Consider the following 24893-nt stretch of genomic DNA (forward strand, 5'->3'; position numbering starts at 1 on the left):
CTGCCGTGGGTCATGCCCTGGTCGTCGTCGTGGAGGGAGAACCTGGTCTTCTTCCGCGCCTGTGCTTCCTCGGCCTCGAGCAGGCGGGCTTCGTGTGCGTCGGCCCTTGCGGGGTCGATGACCTCGAGGATGCGGCGGCCGAGGAGCTTCAACGCTTTCGCGTCGTGATGGGCCGCTTCTGCGATGAGGTGCTTCTCGGCCAGATCCCGATGTACGGGGTCGAGCTCGTCGACCGCCGCAACGATCACCGCAGCTTGGTCCGGCAGCACCCTTCCCTCCGCCGCAGCGACCCGGGTCTGGTCGTGGGTGGCCAGCTCGTGGGCGAAGCGGGTGGTGCGGTGCGCCTGGCCGGGGGTGATCGGGACCAGCCGCCGCAGCCACGCACTGACCGACCGGGCGCCGATCGAGCCGGGCAGGTCCAACGCTTCGGCCTGGGTCACCGCTCGGGCCTCGAGCTCGGCGAGGCTGGCGATGACTTCGGCCAGGTCGACCAACAAGGCAGCGGTGTCGTCGGCGTCCAGGCTCCACAGCGGGGTGTCGACGTGGCCGGCGAGGTCTCTCTTGAACCGTGCGACCAACACGGCGAGCGGGTGCCCGGTTCCGGTGTCGGTGGTGGCGGCCATGCTCGATTCTACCTCGCATCGCGTGTATTCGCTAGTGTGTTCTAGTTTGAGGTGCCGGGGATTCGTCGGCGCTCGCTGGCGCTCGCTTGCTCAACCTCCGGCGGAGGGTGGTTCTCGGATCGGCGCCAGTCGGCGTACTCGGAGCGAGCAGCGGTGGCCGCGCAGGCGGCGGCGCGGGCGGAGCCCGTGCCGTTGAGCGCGCCGACCAGCCGATCGAGCGAGGCTCGCAGTCAAGGACGGACGAAGTCCGCCACGCAGTGGCGCGAGCGCAGCGAGCGTCCTTGACGGCGAGACTCGATCGGCTACGCGCGCGGCCACCCCACCACCCGGACGAGTCGGCACACATGCGCGCCGACCCACCGACCACAATCTCGCAGGCCGTTGCCGGGGTTTCGTCGGCGCTCGCTGGCGCACGCTTGCTCAACCTCCGGCGGGTGGGCCGTTTCTCGGAGGTTGAGCAAGCGGTGCGCGTGAGGAACGAACGCGGACCGCGCCGACGAAACCTCGCCACCGTCCTCGGGAACGCGAGCCGGGCGACTCGGGTGCGGGCGAGTAGGCGGACCCGGAGCGAGCAAGGGTGGCCGCGCGGCGCGCCGGATGAGTCGACCGACCGGGACCCGCAGTCAAGGACCGACGTAGTCCGCCGCGAAGCGGGCGCCGAAGGCGATCCTTGACGGCGGGTGTCGGTCGACTACGCGCGCGGCCACCCCACCACCCGGACGAGTCGGCACACATGCGCGCCGACCCAACGACCACAGTCGCGCAGTCGGTCGCCGGGGTTTCGTCAGCGCTCGCTAGTGGTCATCTGTTCGCCAAGGGTCTCCGCACCCGGGTCACGCACCCCGAGCACGGATACCCTCGACGTCCCGTACTCCTAGCCGCGCTAGGTCTACGACCTCAGCGCGCCCACCAGTTCTTCAGCCGGGTGAAGTTGCCGCTGCGGTCGTAGGCCTCGGCGTAGCACAGGCAGTCGGGCTGGTCCCAGTAACGCACCGCACTGCCGCTGTCGGTGGTGTACTCCGAGAGCGTTCCCTCCACGTCCCCGCCGGTGTAGCTCCAGGTCTTCGGGTCCTTGCGGCCGTCGGCCAGCGCGTTCTGACGGGTCAGCCGGCGGTAGGAGTTGAAGTCCTTGCGCGTCTCGAACTGACCGAGGTACACCTCGATCGGACCGTTGACGTCGCAGTAGTTCTCCTCGAGCTCACCGTTGACCAGGGTCTCGATGCGTCGGCACTTGGGGGTCTTGAACCAGTCGCCGGCGAAGGCGAGGAGCTCGGGGCTCGACGGTCCGGTCGGGTAGGCGATCGAGGGATCGGTGGAGTTGAAGACGCTGACCAGGTCGTCCAGGTCGACCGCGGGATCGCCGACGTACTTGGCCGACTGACTGGAGGCGTTGTTGTCCCAGTAGAGGTAGGCCGACTTGGCGTTGCCGTCGGAGTCCTTGTCCTCGAAGCCCATCAGGATCCCCGACGCCGACTTCTCATAGACCCCGCCGGACTTGCGGTTGATGGCGCGCTTGCGCGCGGCGGTGAGCTCCGAGGGGGTGTCGTAGGTGACCAGCTCCAAGACACCGTTGGCGAACGTGCATTCCAAGCGCTCGGACACGCCCGACTGGGAGCCCGAGGCGGCGCAGGAGTCGACGCCGGTGGTGACCATGGCCCCGAGTCCGGAGTAACGGGTGTTGACCGCGGCGAAGTCGGTTCCGTCGGGATCCGGCGTCGGCGGGTCGCTGGTGACGGGGTCGTCGGTGGTCGGTCCATCCGTGGTCGGGCCGTCGGTCTCACCGGCCGTCTGCTTCTTCTTGTCGTCGTCGCCGGAGTTCGCCACGACGTAGCCGATGCCGCCCCCGACCAGCGCGAGGACCGCGACGATCGCGACGACGATCGGCCAGCGCTTCTTCTTCGGCGGCTGGGCCGCCGGCCACGACTGCTGGCCGCCGAGACCGCCCGGGGCGCCGGGCGCTGGGAACGAGGAGGACTGGAACTGCTGCTGCGGGGCGGAGTACGGCTGGGCGGCGGGCGGCTGGCCGGGCTGACCCGGCTGGCCGGGCTGACCGGGCTGTGCGGTGAACGGCGAGCTCGGCGGCGGACCGAACCCCCCGGGGCCGCCAGGTCCGCCGGGTGCCCCCGGCTGCTGCGGCGGCACCGGCGGTTGGGCCGGCGGCTGCGGCGTGGAGGGAAGGATGGTGGCGGCCATGCCCGGGTCCACCGGGTGCTGGGAGCGGTAGCGACGCACGTCCGGGTCGGCGACCCGGCCCACCGCGAAGCCGAGGACGGCGCAAGCCCACTGGGCCCCCGCGACGTCGACGCTGCCGCGGTCGCGGGCCAGACGGCCGCCGGCCTCCTCGATCGCGGCGCGGACGTCGGCGCCGCCGTCGAGCAGGGTGGTCATGGAGCGGAAGGCGCCGAGGCGGACCGCGTCGACCAGCAGGTTGATGTCGCCGGTGGTGGCGGCGTCCTCGTCGAGGAAGTCGTCGAGCGCGCCGCGGAAGCCGTCGGCGTCGTCGAAGACCTCGCGGCCCATGCGCAGGCCGAGCGCGTACAGGTGGTCGTGGAGCTCCATCGGTGCCTCTCAGGAGGATCTGGCGGGGAGGATCTGGAAGATGAGTCTGTGACGCGGGACGTGCCGCGTCGGTTCCTCAGGTGCTGGTGACCAGCAGTCCCGAGATGCGCTCGGCCACCTCCGCGGCGGTCTTCGGCCGCTCGCGGAGGTCCTTGGCGATGCAGGCCGAGATGAGCGCGGCGGGCTCGGCGGGGAGACCGGGGCTGACGCTCGGGGTGGAGGCGAGGATGGAGCGCATCAGCAGCAACGGCTCGTCGGTGGAGAGGTCGCCGTGCACTCCGGTGCCGGTCATCGCGTAGTGCAGGCTCGCACCCAGCGACCAGATGTCGCTGGCCCGGGAGGCGTTCGCACCGAGCATCATCCCGGGGTCGGTGAACTCCAGGCCGATCTGGCCGAGTCCGGTGACCATCATGCCGGGACTGAGCACCTGCGAGAGGCCGAGGTCCGAGAGTCGCCCGCCGTCCTCGGCGAGCAGGATGTTGGCGGGCTTGATGTCGCGGTGGACGATCCCGCGCTCGTGCAGCGCATGAGCTGCCAGCGCGGCGTCGCGCACCGCGGCGATCGCGTGCGCCTGGTCCAGGTGCCCGGTCGGCTGCTCCAGCGAGCCCAGCGGCAGGTACTCCATCGCGTAGTAGAAGGCGCCGCCGTGGCGACCGGCGTCGTAGACGCGGACCAGCCGGTCGGAGTCGGCCACGCTGAAGTGCTTGAGCTCACGGGTCGCGCGCCGGAAGGCATCGTCGGAGGTGGGTCCCACGATCACCTTGACGACGACCTGCTCCTCGGGGATGCCGAGCCGGGCGGGCGCGGCCGCCAGGTAGTTCGTGCCGTAGTTGGCCTCGCCGAGACGACCGACGAACTCGTAGTCAGCGATCCCTTGCACCGCTCTGCCTTTCCGCCATGCCCGAGCAGGGCTGCCTGCACTGATGTCGACTCAGGTGGTCGGGGTGCATGAGCGCCCGATCGGATCATGCCACGACGCAGCCAGGCCACACCTGGAACCCACCTCAGAACTACCCCGTTTCTCGGGATTCGACCGCAGGTGTTCGGGGAACGCCGATGGACGCGGTGTTAAGTTGCCGCGGCACCGGCCTGTCCAGTGTCACCTCCACCAACCGGCTCCCCAGCGAAGGCGAAGCAGCGATGGATCCCAACGCACCGAGCGTGTTCCCCACCACGGACATGGGGAACTACGCGCCCGCGATGCCGGCAGCCGGTGACCTGAACGACCAGCTGCTGAACAGCGACTTCTGGACCGACGAGATGGTGGCGGCGGCGGGCATCCCGATCGTCGACGTCCCGTTCGTCACCATCGGCGGCGGCATCGGCAGCTTCGTCACCGTCGACTACCTGCGCATCGCCGGGGTGCCGACCGACCAGATCCGGGTGCTGTCGGCGATCGACTTCCCGTGGCAGACCTATGAGTACCTCACCCGCGTCTCGCAGATCCCGCGCAAGGAGCGGATCCGCTCCGACTCCGCCTCGCGCCCCGACAACATCTGGGGCTTCCCGTCCTACGCGCTCAGCGAGGCGCTGAAGAACAAGAACCCCAAGACGCTGTGGCAGGTCTTCGTCGAGCCCATGTGGGCCGACTTCTATACGCCCAAGGCCGGCATGGTCTTCGAGTCGATGGAGCGCGAGCGCCGCCGCATCCGCTACGACGAGATGCTCGTCAAGGGGCTGGTCCGCATCGTCCGGCGCCGGTACGGCGGCGGCTACTTCTCGATCCTCACCCCACCCGACGGCGTCACCGGCACCAAGCGGGTCGCCTTCCGCTCGCAGTTCGTGCACGTCGCCGTCGGCTACCCCGGCCTGAAGTACCTCCCCGAGCTCCAGGCCTATCGCACCGAGCAGAACGACTACCGGCACATCGTCAACGCCTACGAGTCCCACGAGCACGTCTACGAGCGGCTCATGCAGTACCCCTCCACGGTGCTGGTGCGCGGCGGCGGGATCGTGGCCTCCCGCGTGCTCCAACGACTCATGGACGACCGGCTGATCAACGGCGCGAACACCACGATCGTGCACCTGTTCCGGACCTTCATCAACGGACCCAACGACGGCAACACCGGCAACAACCCGACCAAGACCAGCCCGTTCATGCGCCGCAAGGGTGCCGACGGGTGGGCCTACCAGGGCTTCAACTACCCCAAGTCGGTGTGGGGCGGCCAGCTCAAGCGGCAGATGCGCAAGCTGGAGGGCGAGGATCGCGCACGTCTCTACAAGACCATGGGCGGTACGAACACGCCCTACCGCAGGTACTGGCAGAAGCAGATGGCGCAGGGGCGCCGCGAGGGGTGGTACCAGCTCGCCGTCGGCACCGTCGAGCAGATGACGCCCAATGGCGAGCGGATCGTCAGCCATGTGCGCACCCCGCAGGGGATGATCCCGATCGAGGCCGACTTCGTCATCGACTGCACCGGCCTGGAGGCCGACGTCGCCGAGCACCGCCTCCTCAAGGACCTGCTCGAGCACGGCGGCGCCGGCCGCAACCCGGTCGGGCGCCTCGACGTCGACCGCACCTTCGAGCTGCGCGGCACCCGCTCGGGCAATGGCGTTATGTACGCCTCCGGTTCGATCACGCTCGGGGGCTACTTCCCCGGCGTCGACACCTTCCTCGGGCTCCAGGTGGCCGCCCAGGAGATCGCCGACGACCTGGCCAAGCGGGGCTTCGGCAAGCGGATCGGCCCGCGTCGCTCACTCTCCCAGTGGCTCAAGTGGGCCAATGGCACGACCATCTGATCGCGGCCAGGGAACGTAGGAGAACCGATGCTGCCCACGCTCAACGGCCGGATCCAGACCCGGCTCTTCATGCTCGCCACCTGGGGCGTCTTCTGGACGCTCGTGCTGACCCCGATCCTGCCGGGCGACCCCGACTACCGGATCACCTTCGTGCTCCTCGGGGTCGTGGCCGTCCTCGGGGTGATCTGGGAGCTGATCTACCACGCCCTGATGCAGTTCCGGTGGGAGAAGGACTGGCCCACGTTCTTCGGATTCATAACCTGCATCAACGAGGGTGCGCTGATCATCCTCCTGCTCAGGCTCGACCTGGTGCCCTTCCTCGGGGTCGACGGCTCCGACGTCGACATCTGGGCGTTCGTCATCCTCTTCCTGGTGATCTGGATGTCGATCTGGGTCTGGACGAACGGGCCGATGCGGATCTTCAACGTCCACTGGCGCTTCTTCGGTGGCAGGATCGTGTGACGTGGAGCAGAACATCGACGACGGGAGCGACGTGAGCAGCCCAGCCGGAGTGGACCTCGCCTCCGCCGAGGCGTGGGACGACGTCGAGTGCCGACCCAGCTCCGGATCCGGCACCCTGGCCAGGGTCGGGCGGGTGATGCTGCTGGTGGGGTCCAGCGATCCGGCGGCGGTGGCGCCCCTGCTCGGCCAGGCCGAGCTGGTCGCCGCGAACGGCGGGCAGGGCCGCCAGCTGGCCCGCGGGTATGCGCTGCTGCTCGGCACCACGACGGTCGACACACCCGACTTCGTCGCCCTCGCGCCGCACGACACCGGTCTGGCGCTGATCGTCCAGGGCGATGCCACCGTCACCGTCAACGGCACCGAGTACTCCGGCCGCGAGTCGCTCGCCTGGGTCGAGAAGCTGGTCCCTTGGCCGATCACCTCGCTGGAGGCGAAGGTCGACGGCGCCGCGGTGCCCTCGGCCCACCTGCGCCTCGGCGCCGGCGTGATCGCGGCCGGCGGCTTCACCCTGGGCGTCCGCGCGCCGTCGGAGGAAGGTCTCGAGGTGCCCCGCGCCCTGGAGGTTCCCGCCCCGGTGGCGCCGGCCGACCCCGCTCCCGCACCGGCCCCCGAGCCGGCACCCGCGCCCGTGCTCGCCAAGGCGGTCGCCGAGCCCGCGCCCGCGCCCGTCGCGCCCGCGCCGCCGGCTGCAGCACCCGTCGCCGAGCCGGCGCCCGCGGCGGCCGCACCGGTGCTCGCCAAGCCCGCCGTCGACCGCCCCGCCCCCGCCCCGCTCGAGGACCACATCGGCGGCTTCGACTCGGTGCTGCTGCGCGACCTCGAGGACGAGGCCCCGACTCCCCTGCCGATCATCGGCGACGAGCGCGACGTCGCGCCGTCGGAGGAGCACGGCGAGCACCCCGAGCACGTGCGCGGCGTCTACTGCAAGAACCGGCACTTCAACGATCCACGGCAGCTCTTCTGCGGCATCTGCGGCATCAACATGGTCCAGCAGACCCCCGTGCTCGTCGACGGAGTGCGGCCGCCGCTGGGCGTCATCGTCCTCGACGACGGCGCGGTCTTCCAGCTCGACAGCGACTATCTGCTCGGCCGCGACCCCGGCTCCGACGAACGGGTCCGCAGCGGAGAGGTGCGCGGCGTACCGATCCAGGACACCTCCAACCAGATCTCCCGGGTGCACGCCCGCCTGGAGCTGCGCGGCTGGGACGTCGTCCTCATCGACAACGCCTCGACCAACGGCACCTACCTCAACCTGCCCCAGTCGCCGGGCTGGCAGCGGATGCAGTCCGGCGGCTCGCACGTCCTGGTCCAGGGCACCCGGGTACGCATCGGCCACCGCACCCTGGCCTACAACTCACACGCCGGGCAGTAGCTTCCGGCCCGCCGCCGGAGGTTGAGCAAGCGAGCGCAAGCGAGCGCCGACGAAACCCCGGCAACCCTCCCTGCCAACGTCCGCGAGCACGCCCACCGGGTTTCGTCAGCGCCGGCCGGGCTGGTCCCTCGCCCGACGGGCTTGCTCAACCTCCGAGTTCGGCCGGCTCGAGGCCCAGGTCCGCGCTCGCGAAGTCGACCGGGGTCGGGTCCAGCTCGGGGCGGACCCGGACGTCGGCGTCACCGCGAAGTCCGGCCACCGTGATCACCAGCGGGACCCTCAGCGACTCCGACGCCTCCCCCATCACGACGCCGCGCGCGGCCAGCGCGCTCCGCATCGATTCGAAGCGGCGCCCGCTCCCCCGCACCTCCAGCATCGAGCCGAGCGAGGCGGCCAGGCGCGCTCCGTACACCACGGCGGCGTCGCCGTCGGCGTCGGCGGTCCAGTGCACGACCACGGCGGTGCCCTCGGCGATCTCCTCGACGTCGTCGGCGATCAGCTCGACCGGACACTCGGCGGCCTCGGCCACCTCGCGACCCAGACGATCGCCGGTGCGCGCGACGACGTACTGCGGATCGATCGCGGTGCGCAGCTCGTGCAGGTCGTCGGCGGCGTCGGCGCTGGGGTGGGCGATGATGCGCACCGGCACGCCACGTTCCTCGCCCCGGCGCACCAGCGCCTGCTGGAGCTCCATGGTGGCGGCCATCTCGGCTAGCTCGCCGCTCAGGCCGCTGCCGACCTCCAGGCGCCGGGTCTGCGCCTCGAGCGCGGCGATGACGATCTCCGGGTTGCTGCCGGTGCGCAGGAGTCCGACGGCGGCGTCCACCAACGCGATGGCGTCCTTGCCGGGCGCGACGATCACCAGGGCGCGGTCGCGCATCTCCTCCCCGAGGGCGGCGCGCTCGGCCTCGGCGATGTCGCGCGCCACCCGTCGCTCGGGGTAGGCGAATCTCAGCAGCGGCCCGGTCATCACGGTGGTGACCAGCGCCATGATCACCATCAGGGTGAACAGCTGCGGGCTCAGCAGGCCGAGCTCGAGGCCGACGTTGAGGATGATCAGCTCGGTCAGGCCGCGGGTGTTCATCAAGATGCCGAGCGCGTTGGACTGCCAGCTCGGCACGCCGGCCAGCCGGGCGCCGACGTAGGCGCCGACGTACTTGCCGACGATGGCCACCGCGAGGATGGCGGCCAGCGGCACCAGGTGTGAGAGCTCGAGGCCGCGGATGTCGACCTTGAGGCCGGAGACCAGGAAGAAGACCGGGAGCAGCAGCAGCACCGAGATCTGCTCGAGCCGGACGAGGATCTCGTGACGCAGGGCTGCGGCCTGCTCGTGCGGCATGATCGCGCCGAACAGGAACGCGCCGAAGATGAAGTGGACGTGCAGGTACTCGGTGGCGGCCGAGAAGAGCAGCAGCCCGACCAGCACCACCGACATGATCGTCGGCGTCAGCTCGCCGGCGCGGTGGTAGGCGCGGGTGAGCCAGGTGAGCGCCGGGCGGACCACGAAAATCGCGAACAGCGCGAACGGGATCGCCAGGAACACCACCCAGCCGTTGCCTTCGTCGCCGCCGGCGATGCCGATGACCACCGCGAGCAGGGTCCAGGCCAGGACGTCGTCGGTGGCGGCGCAGGCCAGGGCGATGCCGCCGGTCTGGGTGCGATGCATCCGCCGGTCGGTGAGGATCCGGGCAAGCACCGGGAAGGCGGTGATCGACATCGACGCCCCGAGGAACAGCGCGAAGGGCAGGAAGTCCGCGTCGTCGGGTCGCAGGTCGTCGAGGAAGGTCGCCAGGCCGATGCCGAGTGCGAACGGAAGCGCGATCGAGGTGAGCGACACCGACGCTGCGACCTTGCCGCGTCCCTTCACCAGCGACACGTCGAGCTCGAGCCCGACGACGAACATGAACAGCACCAGGCCGATGTTGGCCAGCAGCGTGAGGTAGGGGCGGGTGTCGATCGGGAAGATCTCGCCGCTGAGCTCCATCCCGAGCAGGGAGGGCCCGAGCAGCACACCTGCGGCGATCTCGCCGACCACCGGGGGGATGCCGACCTTGGACACCGCGTACCCGGCGAGGCGGGCCACCACGATGATCAGCGCGAGCTGGAGCAGGATCGCGGTGATGTCGAACGCGGCCGGCACGAGCCCGGCACCACCACCGGCGAGTAGAACGGTCACGTGCGCGCATCCTCACATTCGGGCAGCCGTCAAGGCGGGTCGAGGCCGTCGAACGGTCGTCGAGGCCCGTGACCCTCATGCCCATCCAACGGCTCGACAATCTAGTAGCCGGCCATCATCGCCAATGCGCTGACCCGTCAGCCATAGCGGACGGGTCGGCGTCGATCTCACGCTGACCCGTCAGCTATAGCGGACGGGTCAGCGTGATGGGCGAGTTGGGGTGGGTCAGGTGGTCTCCCAGCGGAACAGCTTGGCGGCGATGAGGGTGACCACGATCGCGAAGGCGGCCAGGATCGCCATCGGCAGGAGGGCGGAGCCGGGGCCCTGGCCGCGGACCATCACGTCGAGCATGCCCTCGTTGAGGTGCTTGAGCGGGAGCAGGTTCGAGATGGTCTGCAGCCACTTGGGCGCCGCGTCGAGGGGGAAGAAGGAGCCGCTCAAGAAGGCCATCGGCAGCACCATGATGTTGGCGGCGTTCACCGCGCCCTCGGTGGTCTTGGTGACCGCCCCGGCGAGCAGGCCGACGGCCATGAAGCACAAGGTGCCGACGACGATCAGCGGGATCGCCATCCACCACGATCCGGTGAGGGTCAGGCCGAACAGGGCCGAGCCGAGGCCGAGGAAGATCGCCATCTGCACCAGCGCGATGCCGATGGCGACCGCCACCCGGGCCGCCACGATCGTGCGGGTCGAGATCGGAGCGAGCTGGAGGCGGCGCAGCATCTTGCTCTGCCGCCAGCCCTGGATCGTGGCCGCCGCGCCGAAGGCCGCGCTCATCGCGACCGCCCAGCCGAGCAGGCCGGGGGTGACGAACTGGATCGTGGTGAGCGAGTCGTCCTCGACCCGCTGGGAGTCGAGGGTGAACATCGGTGGCTGACCGGTGACCGCGACGTTGGCGCCGTCGACGAAGGCACGCAGGGTGCCTTGGACGATGGCGGCGCCGACCTGGTCGGTCTGGGTGTAGTGGGCGACGAGGGTGTCGCCCTTCATCTCGATCGCCACGTCGGCGTCACCCTTGCGGACCTTCTCGATCGCCGCCTCGATGTCGTCTGACTTGGTGACCTTGAAGGTGTCCTCGAAGGCCTCACGCGCCTGCTCGGGAGCCTGATCGAGCAACGAGATGTCGCCGACCTGGATCAGGTCGGGCTTCGACTGGCCCTGGTCGGAGAAGATCCCCCCGAACAGCACGAGGAACATGAGCGGGAAGATGATCGCGAAGAACACCGAGGCCTTGTCGCGCAGGAAGCCCTTGATGATCGCCCGGGAGAGGGCTGTGAAGGTCGTCATCAGGCCCGGTACTCCCGTCCGGTGAGGTCGAGGAAGACGTCCTCGAGCGTTCCGGTCTTCACCTGGACGCCGTCGAGGTGACCGCCCTCGGCGAGTCGGCCGATGACCGGGGCGGGCGCGCGCGTCGTCAGCACGATGCCGTCGGGCGACTCGGCGACCTCCTGGACGTGCTCGAAGGCCTGCGCCTCCTCCAGCGTGAGCTGACCGGGCCCGACGATCACCCTGGCCGGCGCGTCGAGATTCCGGATCAGCGCGGCCGGGGTGTCGACCTGGAGGATGCGACCGGCGTCGATGATCGCGACCCGGTCGCAGAGGATCTCGGCCTCGTCCATGTAGTGGGTGGTGAGGACGACCGTCCGCCCGGAGTCGTTGAGGCCGGACAGCAGGTCCCACAGGTTGCGCCGGGCTTGGGGGTCGAGCGCCGCGGTCGGCTCGTCGAGGAACAGGACCTCCGGATCGTGCACGAGGGCGCAGGCGATCGAGAGGCGCTGAGCCTGCCCGCCGGAGAGGTCCTCGACGCGCGTGTCGGCCTTGTCGGCCAGACCGACCCGCTCGAGCCACTCATCGGCGACGGCGTTCGCCTTCGGCACCGAGTACAGCGCCGCGAAGGTCCGAAGCTGCTCGCGTGCGGTGAGCCGCTCGAAGAAGGCCGAGGCCTGGAGCTGCACCCCGATCCGCGGCAGCAACGCCTGGTTGCGGGGCCAGACGGCCTCGCCGAGCAGGCGCACGCTGCCCTCGTCGGGCTCGCGGAGCCCCTCGATCATCTCCAGTGTGGTGGTCTTGCCTGCGCCATTCGGCCCGAGGATCCCGACGAACTCGCCCTCCGCGACGTCGAGGCTCACGCCATCGACCGCCCGCAGGTCCCCGTACCGCTTGGTGAGGTCGACCGCTTCGATCGCCGCCATGCCCGGCACCCTACGTGCCCGCCCCTCCTCCATCCGGGCGAGGTCTCACCGGTCGGCGTGGCGCATCCGAGTGGAGGCCGGGCCGCGGCTCAGGCGAGCGACTCCAGCCAGGCGCGGTGCAGGTCGGAGAAGTGTCCGGCGCCGGCGGCGACGAGATCGCTCGGCGAGCCGTCCTCGACGATCTCGCCGTGGGCCATCACCAGCACCCGGTCGGCGATCTCGACCGTCGAGAGCCGGTGGGCGATGATCACCGCGGTGCGGCCCGCGAGCACGGTGCGCAGCGCCTTCTGCACCAGGCGCTCGGAGGGCACGTCGAGCGACGAGGTCGCCTCGTCGAGGATCAGGACGTCGGGGTCGGCCAGGAAGGCGCGCGCGAACGCGACCAGCTGCCGTTGGCCGGCGCTGAGCCGTCCGCCGCGGTTGGCGACGTGGGTGTCGTAGCCCTCGGGCAGCGCCATGATGAGGTCGTGGGCACCCAGCGCCCGCGCGGCGGCCTCGATCTCGGACTGGCTCGCCTCGGGACGCCCGAACCGGATGTTGTCGGCGATCGAGCCGCTGAACAGGTAGTTCTCCTGGGTGACCATCACCACCGAGGAGCGCAGGTCGTCGGAGGCGAGGTCGCGCAGGTCGACGCCGTCGAGCAGGACGCGCCCCTCAGTGGGGTCGTAGAAGCGGGTGGCGAGCTTGGCCAGGGTGGTCTTCCCGGCGCCGGTGGTGCCGACCAGGGCAACGGTCTGACCGCCTTCGATGGTGAGGTCGAGACCGGGCAGGACGTCGCGGCCCTCGACGTAGGAGAAGCGGACGCCGTCGAAGCGCACCTCGCCGGTGTCGCCGGCGGGCTCGGCCAGCGGCACCGGCGTGACGGGCTCGGGCACGGCCGGCTCCTCGCGAAGCACTCCCGCGAGCTTCTCCAGCGCCGCGGAGGCGGACTGGAAGGTGTTGAAGAACTGCGAGATCTCCATCATCGGCTCGAAGAACCGGCGCAGGTAGAGCAGGAAGGCGGCGAGCACGCCGACGGTGATCTGGTCGTGGTAGGCGAGGTAGCCGCCGTAGACCAGCACCACCGCGATGGTGATGTTGCCGATCAGCTTGACGCCGGGCATGAACCAGGCGACCAGCCGGAAGGCCACCAGGTTGGCGGCGCGGTTGTCGTCGTTGAGCGCGTCGAGGATCTCCAGGTCGCGCTTCTCCCGGCGGAAGGCCTGTACCGCGCGGATGCCGCCCATCGACTCCACGAAGTGGACGATCAGCAGCGCGATCTTCTCCCGCGCGACCCGGTAGCTGCGCGCCGACTCGCGCCGGAACCAGGCGGTGATCCAGAACAGGAACGGACCGCACAGCAGCGCCACTAGGCCCAGCTTGACGTCGAGGAACATCAAGATGACCGCGGTGCCCACCAGGGTGAGGAAGGCGGTGACCAGCCCGTCGAAGCCGGTCTCGAGCATCTCGTAGATGGCATCGATGTCGGAGGTCTGCCGCGAGATCACACGGCCGGAGGTGTAGTCGTCGTGGAAGGACGGGCTCAGCCGCTGGAAGTGGCGGAAGACGCGCCGGCGCAGCTGGTAGAGCAGGTCCTGCCCGATGCGCCCGGAGTGGACCAGGAACAGCTGCCGGGTGACCGCCTGGATCAACGTCGCGCCGAGCACGAGCCCGGCGACGACGAGCAGGGGGCGCAGGTCGTCGCGTTCGCGGATCGGCGGGATGCCGTTGTCGATGCCGACCTTGACGAGGTACGGGATGGCCAGGCGCGCGGCGTTCTCGATGACGACGACGCCGATCAGTACCCAGATCGCCCGCTTGTAGGGGCGCAGCAGCTCGCGGAGGAGCTCGAAGGAGCCGCCGGTGAAGCGGATCCGGTCGGCGGTGGAGATGACGTCGGCGGGGTCGTCGTCGCCGGGGGCGATGCCGCGCCAGTCACGCAGCCGCTGCGAGGCGTCGTTGGACTCGGTGGTGCGGGTGCTGGTGCTCATACGTGGGCCTCGAGAGAGTCGAGTTCGACCCCGGAGTCGAGGTCGTCGTCCTCGGCACCGTCGGGATCGGCGCTGAGCAGGTCGCGGTAGGCAGGGACGGTGGCCAGCAGCGTGCGGTGCTGGCCGACGTGGGTGATGGTGCCGTCCTGGAGCAGGGCGACCCGGTCGGCGAGGAGCACCGTGGAGGCGCGGTGGGCGACCACGATGGCCGTGGTCGTGCCGAGCACGCGCTGCAGGGCCTCCTCCACGAGCTTCTCGGTGTGCACGTCGAGGGCGGACAGGGTGTCGTCGAGCACCAGGATGCGCGGCTTGGCGATGACGGCGCGGGCCAGCGCGAGGCGCTGACGCTGGCCACCGGACAGCGCCATGCCCTGCTCACCGATACGGGTGTCGAGGCCCCACGGCAGGTCGCGCACGAAGCCCGCCTGTGCGACGTCGATGGCCTCCTCGACCTCGGCGTCGGTGGCCGGGTCGGTCTCGGGAGACCGGCCGAGGGTGAGGTTCTCCCGAGCGCTCATCGAGAACAGCGTGGGGTCCTCGAAGGCGGTGGCGACCAGGCTGCGCAGGTGGTCGAGCTCGAGGTCGCGGACGTCGACGCCGTCGATGGTGACTCGGCCGCCGGTGACGTCGTGCAGGCGTGGCACCAGCGCGGTGAACGCCGTCTTTCCGGAGCCGGTGCCGCCCACCAACGCGACGGTCTCGCCGGGCGCGACGTCGAGGCACACGTCGCGCAGGACGATCTCGTCGGGCGCGTCGGGGAAGGCGAAGTCGACGTGCTCGAAGCGCAGGTGCCCGCGCGGCTCGGCGATGACCTCGGTGCCGCTGACGATGGCCGGCTCGATGTCGAGGATCTCCAGGAGCCGCGCCGCAGCCGTCATCGCCTCCTGGGCCATGGCGAGGATGACGCCGAGGGAGGAGACCGGCCACACCAGCGAGAGCAGCAGCGTGATGAACGCGACCAGCTCACCGGTGGTGAGCGCCCCCTGGCCGGCGCCGATGGCGCCGACGACCAGGACGACGCAGACCGCGAGGTTGGGGATGACCTCGAGGAAGGTCCAAAAGCGCGCCGAGAGCCGGACCTTGTCCATGCTCTGGGCGTGCAGCTTCTGCGCCTGGCGCTCGTACTCGGCGGCGACGTGCTCGCTGCGCCCGAAGGCCTTGATGACCCGGAACCCGACCGCCCCCTCCTCGGCGAGGGTGGCCAGGTCGCCCTGCTGATCCTGCACGCGTCGCGAGAGCACGACGTAGCGCTTCTCGAAGCGCATGGAGAGCCACACGATGGGGATCGCGGAGCCGCCGACGATGAGGCCGAGCGGCCAGTACATCCCGAGCAGGATGATGGTCACGGCCAGCACCTGCACGATGTTGACCACCAGGAAGATCAGCCCGAAGCCGCTGAACCGACGGATGGCGCTGAGATCCTGGATCGCGCGCGAGAGCAGCTGGCCGGCCGGCCACCGGCTGTGGAACGACATCGGCAGCGCCTGGAGCTGGCGGTACAGGTCGTGCCGCATCGTGGTCTCCATCGCCAACACCGCGGTGCTCTGCACCCACCGGCGCAGCCAGATCAGCGCGGCCTCGACGACGCCGAGCGCGAGGGCGAGCAGCCCCAGGGGAAGGATCGGGCCGAGGCGGTGGTCGGCGATCGGCCCGTCGATGATCGCCTGGGTGACCAGCGGGATCCCGATGGAGGTGCCGACGACGGCCAGCGAGGTGAGCAGCATCAGCGCGACCGACCACAGGTGCGGGCGCAGGTAGCCGCGCAGGCGCCACAGCGAGCGGACACTGGCCGGCGGCGGCTGGTCAGGGTCGGGCTCGAGGTCGGCGTCAGGGAGGATCGTTGCCATCGGCAACGACCATAGGCGCCCCCACCGACACCCCGCGAACCGCTGAGGTACCTCAGACCGGTCCGGCCCTGGCCTCCGCCTCACGCTGCACTGGCGGCGTTCTGACTGCGCCCGACGTCGATGCGCCTCCACCGGACCGCCGGCGCTCCGGGATTTCCCCGGTCGACCGGGGATCCCTGAACTTAGCGGGCGAAATATCGGCCCCCCCAGTTCAGGGTTCGGCCGTCCAGTCGGAGCAGAACAGGGGCGAATGCCAATGGGCCGGGCGCAGGCGACGCCTCCGACTCGTGCCTCCTGACGGGGCGGCGTTCGTCGTCCCAGGACGACGACCCGGCACGCACTGGGCGGCCAAAACCTGAACTTGGAGGCCGGGATCCCGGCCCCCAAGTTCATACTTCCCCGGTCGACCGGGGAAATCCCGCCCCAGCAGAGCCACGCCGGAGGGTCAGCCCAGCAGCCGGCGCACCACCCGCAGCCCCACCGACATCCGGGCGAGGTCGACGTCGCCGTCGCTGCAGATCTGGGCGAGGGTGGTGGCGGCGCGGTTGATGCGGACGTCGTCGTCCTTCACCCAGGCCTCGAGCCGCTCGGCGGCCGACTGGTCGGAGGAGGTCTCGGAGATCACCTGCGAGGTCAGCTGGGCGTGGACGGCGTAGAGGTCGTCGCGCAGGGTGGCGCGGGCCATGGTCTGCCACTGGTCGTCGCGCGGCAGGCTCAGGATCTGCTCGACCAGAACCGGCAGGCCGAGCCGCTCGCCGATGGCGAAGTAGATGCGGGCCACCTCGGCGGGCTCCATCTTCTCGCGGCCGGCGATCTCGATGACGTTGAGCAGCTGGTAGGCCGTCGGGAGGGTGGCGACCTTGGTGGCCAGATCCTCCGGCACGTCCTTCTTCACCAGCGCCGCCTTGCGCTTCTCGAAGCCGTCGAGCTCGCGACCCAACATCAGGTCGGGAAGCTCGGCGATCGTCGCCTGCATCGGCCCGGTGAACTGGTCGACCAGGCCCTGGCTGTCCAGGGGCGGACGGCGGTTGGTGACCAACCATCGCGAGCCGCGCTCGACCAGGGTGCGCATCTCGATGCGCATCTGGGTGAGCACGGACGCCGGGAGCGTGTTGTCGTAGGTCTCCAGCTCCTTGCGCAGCGGCAGCGAGCCGAAGATCTCGCGTGCCACGAAGTTGGCGCGGGTCAGCTCGGCGGCGCTGGCGCCGGTCTCGCCGGCCAGCCGGGGCCAGTAGGTCATCCCGGCGCCGTTGATGAGGTCGTTGACGACGCGGGTCACGATGATCTCGCGGCGCAGCGGATGCTCGGCGATCCGTTCGGGGAAACGCTCCTGGATCGCCTCGGGGAAGTACGTCGTGAGGTCGGTGTTCAGGTAGGGGTCGTCGGGCAGGTCGGTCTCGATGAGCTCGTTGGCCAGCACGATCTTGGTCCAGGCGAGCACGACCGCGAGCTCGGGGACGGTCAGCCCGACCCCCCGCTCGATGCGCTGCTGCACCTGACGCGGCGTCGGCAGGGCCTCGCGCTCGCGGCTGATGACGCCGTCGCGCTCGAGCTTCTTGATCCACGACTCCTGCACGTGCAGCAGCGGCGCGGCGTTGTAGGCGGCGTTCGCCAGGGCGATGTTCTGGTCGTAGTTGTCGGCCAGCACCAGGCTCGCGACCTCGTCGGTCATCTCGGCCAGCAGGGTGTTGCGCTGCTTGTGGGTCATGTCGCCGGCCTTGACGACGCGGTCGAGCAGGATCTTGAGGTTGACCTCGTGGTCGGAGGTGTCGACGCCGGCGGAGTTGTCGATGAAGTCGGTGTTGACCCGGCCTCCGGCGATGGCGTACTCGATCCGGCCGCGCTGGGTGAGGCCGAGGTTGCCGCCCTCCCCCACGCACCGCACTCGCAGCTCGCCGCCGTCGACGCGGATCGCGTCGTTGGCCTTGTCGCCGACCTCCGCGTTGGTCTCGTCCTCGGCCTTGACGTAGGTGCCGATACCGCCGTTCCAGAGCAGGTCGGCCGGCGCGAGGAGGATGGCGCGGATCAGCTCGTTCGGAGTCAGCTTCTCCACGTTGCCGGCGATCCCGAGCGCCGCACGGATCTCGGGGTTCAGCTTGACCGACTTGGCCGAGCGCGAGAAGACGCCGCCGCCCTTGGAGATCAGGGACGAGTCGTAGTCCTCCCAGCTGGACCGGGGCAGCTCGAAGAGCCGCTTGCGCTCGTCGTAGGAGGTGGCGGCGTCCGGGTCGGGGTCGATGAAGATGTCGCGATGGTCGAAGGCCGCCACCAGGCGGGTGGTCTTCGAGCACAGCATGCCGTTGCCGAACACGTCTCCGGACATGTCGCCGATGCCGACGCAGGTGAACTCCTCGGTCTGGCAGTCGACACCCATCTCGCGGAAGTGTCGCTGCACCGAGACCCACGCGCCCCGCGCGGTGATGCCCATCGACTTGTGGTCGTAGCCGACCGAGCCCCCGCTCGCGAACGCGTCGCCGAGCCAGAAGTCGTAGGCCTCGGCCACACCGTTGGCGATGTCGCTGAAGCTGGCGGTGCCCTTGTCGGCGGCGACCACCAGGTAGGAGTCGTCGCCGTCGTGACGCACCACCCGGTCCGGTGGCACCGTCTTGCCGTCGACCAGGTTGTCGGTGACGTCGAGCAGCCCGGAGATGAAGGTCTTGTAGCAGGCGATCCCCTCGGCGAGCCAGGCGTCGCGGTCGACCGCCGGGTCGGGCAGTGCCTTGGCGAAGAACCCACCCTTGGCACCCACCGGCACGATCACGGTGTTCTTCACCATCTGGGCCTTGACCAGGCCGAGCACCTCGGTGCGGAAGTCGTCACGGCGGTCGCTCCACCGCAGCCCGCCTCGCGCGACCAGGCCGAAGCGCAGGTGGACGCCCTCGACCTTGGGCGAGTACACGAAGATCTCGTAGGCCGGACGCGGCTCGGGCATGTCGGGGATGGCCGACGGGTCGAGCTTGAGGGAGATGTAGGAGTGCGGCTGCCCCGGAGGAGCGTCGCCGGTGGGCGCGGTCGTGTACTGGTAGTAGTTGGTGCGCAGGGTCCCTTGGATGTGGTCCAGGTACGAGCGCAGGATGCGGTCGTGGTCGAGGCTCGCGACGTCGTCGAGAGCGGCCTCGATCCGGCGCGCGACGTCGTCCTCCTCGTCGCGGGAGCGGTCGGGGTCGAAGCGGGCGCCGAACAGGTCGATCAGCATCTGCGTGATCGCGACGTTCGACAGCAGCGCGTCCTCGATGTAGTCCAGGGCGAAGGGCGAGCCGCACTGCTTCATGTACTTGGCGTAGGCACGCAGCACGACGGCGTCGCGCCAGCTGATCTGCGCCCCGAGCACCAGGGCGTTGAAGCCGTCGATCTCGGTGAGGCCCTGCTCGACGGCCCAGATCGCCTCCTCGAACGGGGCACGGCTGTCCTCGGGCAGCTTGCCGGGATAGCGCAGGCCGAACTCGTAGATGTGGGAGGGCCGCTCGAGCCCGACGAGGGTGTAGGGCCGTTCGTCGACGACCTCGACGCCCATCGAGCTGAGCATCGGGAGGATCTCGCTCAGCGACAGGGGCGAGCCGATCCGGTAGAGCTTCAGGCGGGCCTCGCCGGTGCCGGCGTCGACGTCTTGGTAGAGCGAGTGGTCCAGGCCCTCGTCGCCGGGGATCGCCTCGAGCCGACCGAGGTCGACCGACGCCGTGCGCGGAGCGAAGTCCTCCTTGTAGGCCTCGGGGAAGGAGTCGAGGTAGCGGCGCCCGAGGATCGAGCCGACCTCCTCGCCGTACTCGGCGATGACCGCGGCGATGAAGTCGTCGCGCCAGGAGCGCGAGGCCTCCGAGAGACGCCGTTCGAGGTCGCCGGTGTCGATGTCGGGCAGCGACTCGCCGGGCTTGCGGTGCACGACGAAGTGGACGCGGGCGGTGGTCGACTCGTTGATCCGCACGTTGAACTCGACGTCGTCGGCACCGAGCCGATCCTTGAGGATCTGCACGAACTTCTCCCGGACCCCGGTGTTGTAGCGGTCGCGGGGCAGGTAGACCAGCACCGAGACGTAGCGGCCGTAGGTGTCCTTGCGGATGAACATCCGCACGGCGCGGCGCTCGCGCGCCTGCATCGCCGCCTCGGCCAGCGGGCCGAGCTCCTCGACGGGGGTGTGGAACAGGTCGTCGCGCGGGTAGGTCTCCAGCGTGTCGAGGAGGGCCTTGCCGGCGTGGCTCTGGGGGTCGAAGCCGCTTCCCTGGAGGACGGCCTGCACCTTCTCGCGCACCAGCGGGATCCGCAGCAGCGACTCGGTGTAGGCGGCGCTGGAGAACAGCCCGAGGAAGCGCCGCTCGCCGTTGACCTCGCCGTCGGCGTCGAAGGTCTTGACGCCGACGTAGTCGAGGTAGGCGGGGCGGTGCACGGTGGCCCGCGAGTTGGCCTTCGCGAGGACCAGCAGCGTCTTCTCGCGCGCCTTCGCCTTCACCGGGTCGGGGAGCCGGCCGAAGGACTCCGAGAGCACCTGGTCGGAGCGCAGGATGCCCAGTCCGGTGCCGGGGACGGCGCGCAGGACGTCCTCGTCCTCGCCGTCGATCTCGACCCGGTCGAGGGTGTACTCGCGGTAGCCGAGGAAGGTGAAGTGACCGTCGGCGAGCCAGGTGAGCAGCTCGCTCGCCTGGCGCAGCTCGTCGGCGTCCAGCGGCGGCGGGTCCTCGTCGAGCTCGGTGACGATCTCGGTGATCCGGTCGTTCATCTTCGACCAGTCCTCGACCGACTCGCGGACGTCGCGCAGCACTCGCTGGACGTCGTCGACGACGGCGGCGGGGTCGTCGCCCTCACGGATCCGGTCGATCTCGACGTGCATCCACGACTCGCGGATGCGCCCGTCCTCGGGCTCGGAGGCGCCGTCGGCGACCGGAGCGACGGACACGAGGTCGCCGGTGATCGTGCGCTCGACGTCGAACTGCGGGTGCACGACGAGGTGCACGTCGCGCAGCTGGCGGCTCAGCTCCATCGTGAGGGAGTCGACGAGGAAGGGCATGTCGTCGACGACGACCTCGACGACGGTGTGCCCGCCGGCGCTCCACCCGTGCTCGCCCGGCGCGGGCGTGACCACCCGCACCTGCGCGGTGCCCTGCGGGCGGTTCGAGGCGAGCTTGTAGTGCGAGGCGAGCCCGCCGTACACATCGGCGTCGGACCGGTCGAGGAGGTCCTCGGGCGCGACGTGCCGGTAGTAGGCGCGGATCAGGCCCTCGACGTCGTCACGCGGTGGGCCGCCGCTGCCCTTTCCGTGCCGGGCCACCTCGGCGGCCTTGGAGAGAAGCTCGGTCTTGTCGGATTCCTGCGTCGTCGTTGACACGCGGTCCACGTTAGGGCCCGCCGACGAGGCCGACAACCGGGCCCGCCGGAGCACGCTGAAGCGGCCGGGTCAGAGTCGGCTGCGCACGTCCCAGAGCACCGGGTAGTACTGGAGTGGGAGGCGCCCGCGAAGGTAGGCAGAGCCGCTCGAACCGCCGGTTCCGGACTTCGCCCCGATCATCCTCTCGACCATGACGACGTGTCGCGCGCGCCAGCTGGCGGCGAGCTCGTCGTGTTGGAGCAGCGCCTCGGCCAGTGCCCACACCGCGCCGTACCGATCGCGGTCGTGGGCGACGGTGCGCACCGAGTCGGCGACCTGCTCGTCGTCGTCGGCGGGCAGGTCGTGGGCGCGCAGGACGGCCAGGAACGCATCCCACAGCGTCGGCTCGTCGAGCCGGGCCCGAAGTCGATCCTGTTCGGCCTCGGTGAGCCCCTTGAACCGGCTCAGGTAGCCGGGGTCCTTGGCGCCGGAGAGGAACTCCAGCTCGCGGAACTGCACGCTCTGGAAGCCGCTGGCCGGGGCGAGACGCTGACGGAACTCGAGGAAGTCCTGCGGGGTCATGGTCTCCAGCACGTCGACCTGCTGGACCAGCACGCGCTCGATCACGTGCACGCGCGACAACAGGTGCTGGGCCCGCCACAGGTCGCCGCCCGCGCCCGGCTGGCCTGCGCGCAGCATCGTGTCGCGTGCCGCGGTGACCTCGTGCAGGAGCTGCTTGAACCACAGCTCGTAGACCTGGTGGATGGTGATGAACAGCAGCTCGTCGTGCGCCGGGGGATCCGACTCGAGGTGCTGGGCGTCGAGCAGGGTCGGCAACCGCAGGTAGCTGCCGTAGGTCAGCTGGGCGCCCTGCTCGCCGAAGGAGACGAACTGCTCGTCGGTGACCGGGTTGCGGTGGGTGTCGCTCACCCTTCCACTCAACCACGTGAGGACCGGCATGATGGCCCTCATGGCGAAGTCGATCCGACACCAGATGCCCTATGACGCCTCGGTCGAGGAGGTCGCCTCGATGCTCGATGACCCGGCCTTCCGGGAGGAGGTCTGCCGCGCCCAGCGCGCGGTGCGGCACGACGTCCGGATCGACGGCGACGACGTGCGGATCGACCAGTGGCTGCCGACCGCGGGCGTGCCGTCGTTCGCCCGCAAGATCGTGGGCGAGGAGACCAATCTGGTCGTCACCGAGACCTGGACCTCGCCGACGGAGGCCGATCTCACCTACGAGATCCCCGGCAAGCCGGGCGAGATCCACGGAACCTTGAAGCTCACCCCGTCCGGGGATGGCGCGGTAAAGACCGTCGACCTCACGGTCAAGGTGGGCGTGCCCCTCGTGGGCGGCAAGCTCGAGGATCTGATCGCCGACCTGATCACCAAGGCGATGCAGGTCGAGCACCGCACAGGTATCGACTACCTCTCGCGCTGAGGCTCCGCGCCGACGTCGTCGGCGGCCTGGTCGGGCTGCTCGGGCTGATCGGCCGGCTGCTGTGCGGCGTCCTCGGTCCGGCGTCGCCACCAGATCACGATCCCGAGCACGACGAACGGCCCGAACGCCAAGATCAGCGTCAGGACCTGCTCGATGGGGTGCAGGGCACCCAGGTGCAACGGAGTCATCGCCTCCGATTGTGCCCCCGCGTCGTTCCGGCGGCGCAGCGGGCCGGGTCTCGGGGTCGAGCGCGCCCGACTGCAGAACGCTGGCAAGGACGATTGCCGCCGAGGAGGTTGAGCAAGCCGGGAGGGCGAGGAACGAGCCCGCCTAACAGTCGGCCGCCGACGAAACCTCGCAACCGACCCACCAACGCATGCAGGAACGGTTGCCGGGGTTTCGTCGGCGCTCGCTGGCGCTCGCTTGCTCAACCTCCGGCGGGGGCAGTCAACGCGCGCTCGCCGGCGCTCGCCTGCTCGACCTCTGGCGTCGAGGCCCTCCGCTAGTCGGCGTCGGGGGCCATGTACGGGTAGCGGTAGTCCGTGGGCGGGACGAAGGTCTCCTTGATGGAGCGGGGCGAGGTCCAGCGCAGCAGGTTGCTGGCGGCGCCGGCCTTGTCGTTGGTGCCCGAGGCACGGCCGCCGCCGAAGGGCTGCTGGCCGACGACGGCGCCGGTGGGCTTGTCGTTGATGTAGAAGTTGCCGGCCGCGAAGCGCAGGTCGTCGACGGCGTCGGTGATCGCCTGGCGGTCCTGGGAGATGATCGCGCCGGTGAGGGCGTAGGGCGCGATGCCCTCCATCTGGGTCAGGATCTTGTCGTAGTTGCGGTCCTCGAAGACGTGGACGGCCAGCACCGGCCCGAAGTACTCGGTGGTGAACATCTGGTCGGTGGGGTCGGTGGAGGCGATGACGGTGGGCCGGACGAAGTAGCCGACGGAGTCGTCGGTCTGGCCGCCGGCGAGCAGGGTGAGGTGGCGGTTGCGCGGCACCCGGGCGATGGCGGACTTGTTCTTGGCGAAGGACCGCTCGTCGATGACCGCGCCCATGAAGTTGGTGAAGTCGGTGACGTCGCCCATGGTGATGTTCTCGACCTCGTGCAGGAAGTCCTCGCCCATCTTGTCCCACAGCGAGCGCGGCACGTAGGCCCGCGAGGCCGCCGAGCACTTCTGGCCCTGGAACTCGAAGGCCCCTCGCAGCATCGCGACCCGGAGCACGTCGGGGTCGGCGCTGGGGTGGGCCAGCACGAAGTCCTTGCCGCCGGTCTCGCCGACGATCCGCGGGTAGGAGCGGTAGCCGGAGATGTTCTCCCCGATGGTGCGCCACAGGTGCTGGAAGGTCGGCGTCGAGCCGGTGAAGTGGACGCCGGCCAGGTCGGGGTGCGCGAGCGCGACCTTGGAGACGTCGAGACCGTCACCGGGCAGCATGTTGATGACGCCGGGCGGCATCCCGGCCTCCTCGAGGAGCTCCATCGTCATCGAGGCGGCCAGCTGCTGGGTGGGCGACGGCTTCCAGATCACGGTGTTGCCCATCAACGCCGGCGCGGTGGGCAGGTTGCCCGCGATCGCGGTGAAGTTGAACGGCGTGATGGCGTAGACGAAGCCCTCCAGCGGCCGGTGGTCGGTGCGGTTCCACACCCCGGCACTGTTGGCGATCGGCTGCTCGGCGAGGATCTGCCGGGCGAAGTGCACGTTGAAGCGCCAGAAGTCGATGAGCTCGCACGCGGCGTCGATCTCGGCCTGGAACGCCGTCTTCGACTGCCCGAGCATGGTGGCTGCGTTGAGCCGCTGCCGCCACGGTCCGGCCAGCAGGTCGGCCGCCTTGAGGATGATCGCCGCGCGCTCGTCGAATGGCATCCGCTGCCAGGCTGGGGCCGCCGCGGTGGCCGCCTTCACCGCCGCCTCGGCGTCCTTGACCGTCGAGTTTCGCAGGGTCCCCAGCACGTGCTGGTGGTCGTGGGGCTGGACCACCTTGATCTCCGCGCCGCCCCCGTTGCGACGGCGCCCGTTGATGTGCGCCTTGAAGCTCTGCGGACGGCGTTCGAGTCGGTCGAGCTCGACGCGCAGCGCGGCCCGTTCGGGGCTGCCGGGCGCGTAGGTCAGGTTCGGCTCGTTGGTGGGAGCCGGAGGAGTGGTGATCGCATCCATGACCGCGACTGTACTGAGCCTGGCTCCCCGGACGCACTCACGAGTCGAGCGGCGTCCAGGCGGCGATGCGCAG

The 24893-nt window shown here is 70.1% G+C and carries 16 protein-coding genes; 4 read left to right on the top strand and 12 right to left on the bottom strand.

Annotated features, from left to right (window positions below; genetic code table 11):
* The 3 genes from WMR31_RS15865 to WMR31_RS15875 form a co-directional block, all read right to left on the bottom strand.
* Nucleotides 1-623, bottom strand: a 623-nt coding sequence (locus WMR31_RS15865; protein WP_340539839.1) for a DUF222 domain-containing protein, incomplete at its 3' end; no start/stop codon positions are given.
* A gap of 897 nt (nt 624-1520) precedes the next feature.
* Nucleotides 1521-3182: a flagellar basal body-associated FliL family protein gene (locus WMR31_RS15870; RefSeq protein WP_340539840.1), complete on the bottom strand. Its 1662-nt coding sequence runs from the start codon at nt 3180-3182 to the stop codon at nt 1521-1523.
* Nucleotides 3183-3258: 76 nt separating this feature from the next.
* On the bottom strand, nt 3259-4062 hold the full coding sequence (locus WMR31_RS15875) for a protein kinase domain-containing protein (RefSeq protein ID WP_340539841.1): 804 nt from the start codon (nt 4060-4062) through the stop codon (nt 3259-3261).
* A 260-nt stretch (nt 4063-4322) separates the two neighbouring features.
* On the opposite strand from WMR31_RS15875, the gene WMR31_RS15880 reads away from it, so the two are divergent.
* The 3 genes from WMR31_RS15880 to WMR31_RS15890 are packed head-to-tail and all read left to right on the top strand — an operon-like array spanning nt 4323 to nt 7755.
* Complete coding sequence (locus tag WMR31_RS15880) at nt 4323-5921, top strand: FAD/NAD(P)-binding protein (protein WP_340539842.1); 1599 nt, start codon at nt 4323-4325, stop codon at nt 5919-5921.
* Between the two features lie 27 nt (nt 5922-5948).
* The gene (locus WMR31_RS15885) at nt 5949-6383 is read left to right on the top strand and encodes a hypothetical protein (RefSeq protein WP_340539843.1); all 435 of its coding nucleotides are present in this window, start codon (nt 5949-5951) and stop codon (nt 6381-6383) included.
* A 1-nt stretch (nt 6384) separates the two neighbouring features.
* Entirely contained in the window at nt 6385-7755 is a 1371-nt protein-coding gene (locus WMR31_RS15890) for an FHA domain-containing protein (protein ID WP_340539844.1), read from the top strand.
* Between the two features lie 145 nt (nt 7756-7900).
* Here WMR31_RS15890 and WMR31_RS15895 read toward each other — a convergent pair whose 3' ends face one another.
* The 7 genes from WMR31_RS15895 to WMR31_RS15925 all read right to left on the bottom strand — a co-directional run bounded on the left by WMR31_RS15895 (nt 7901) and on the right by WMR31_RS15925 (nt 22166).
* Nucleotides 7901-9931: a cation:proton antiporter gene (locus WMR31_RS15895; protein ID WP_340539845.1), complete on the bottom strand. Its 2031-nt coding sequence runs from the start codon at nt 9929-9931 to the stop codon at nt 7901-7903.
* Nucleotides 9932-10156: 225 nt separating this feature from the next.
* The gene (locus WMR31_RS15900) at nt 10157-11218 is read right to left on the bottom strand and encodes an ABC transporter permease (RefSeq protein ID WP_340539846.1); all 1062 of its coding nucleotides are present in this window, start codon (nt 11216-11218) and stop codon (nt 10157-10159) included.
* Nucleotides 11218-12123: an ABC transporter ATP-binding protein gene (locus WMR31_RS15905; RefSeq protein ID WP_340539847.1), complete on the bottom strand. Its 906-nt coding sequence runs from the start codon at nt 12121-12123 to the stop codon at nt 11218-11220. Before WMR31_RS15905 ends, WMR31_RS15900 begins: the two co-directional genes overlap by 1 nt.
* An 89-nt stretch (nt 12124-12212) precedes the next feature.
* Nucleotides 12213-14093, bottom strand: coding sequence for an ABC transporter ATP-binding protein (locus WMR31_RS15910; protein ID WP_340539848.1), 1881 nt, complete (start codon nt 14091-14093; stop codon nt 12213-12215).
* Nucleotides 14090-15940, bottom strand: coding sequence for an ABC transporter ATP-binding protein (locus tag WMR31_RS15915; protein ID WP_340539849.1), 1851 nt, complete (start codon nt 15938-15940; stop codon nt 14090-14092). Before WMR31_RS15915 ends, WMR31_RS15910 begins: the two co-directional genes overlap by 4 nt.
* A gap of 445 nt (nt 15941-16385) precedes the next feature.
* Nucleotides 16386-21257 (bottom strand): NAD-glutamate dehydrogenase, encoded by a 4872-nt coding sequence (locus WMR31_RS15920; protein WP_340539850.1) that lies wholly within the window; start codon nt 21255-21257, stop codon nt 16386-16388.
* Nucleotides 21258-21326: 69 nt separating this feature from the next.
* On the bottom strand, nt 21327-22166 hold the full coding sequence (locus WMR31_RS15925; RefSeq protein ID WP_340539851.1) for a tryptophan 2,3-dioxygenase: 840 nt from the start codon (nt 22164-22166) through the stop codon (nt 21327-21329).
* 16 nt (nt 22167-22182) lie between these two features.
* On the opposite strand from WMR31_RS15925, the gene WMR31_RS15930 reads away from it, so the two are divergent.
* Entirely contained in the window at nt 22183-22677 is a 495-nt protein-coding gene (locus WMR31_RS15930) for a DUF2505 domain-containing protein (RefSeq protein ID WP_340539852.1), read from the top strand.
* On the opposite strand, the gene WMR31_RS15935 is transcribed toward WMR31_RS15930, so the two are convergent.
* Both WMR31_RS15935 and pruA read right to left on the bottom strand, forming a co-directional pair.
* Complete coding sequence (locus WMR31_RS15935) at nt 22662-22865, bottom strand: hypothetical protein (protein WP_340539853.1); 204 nt, start codon at nt 22863-22865, stop codon at nt 22662-22664. The genes WMR31_RS15930 and WMR31_RS15935 overlap by 16 nt on opposite strands.
* 314 nt (nt 22866-23179) lie before the next feature.
* Complete coding sequence (pruA, locus tag WMR31_RS15940) at nt 23180-24820, bottom strand: L-glutamate gamma-semialdehyde dehydrogenase (RefSeq protein WP_340539854.1); 1641 nt, start codon at nt 24818-24820, stop codon at nt 23180-23182.
* Nucleotides 24821-24893: the final 73 nt, after the last annotated feature.

The organism is Nocardioides epinepheli, assembly GCF_037936805.1.
In the GTDB taxonomy this organism is placed as follows: Bacteria; Actinomycetota; Actinomycetes; order Propionibacteriales; family Nocardioidaceae; genus Nocardioides.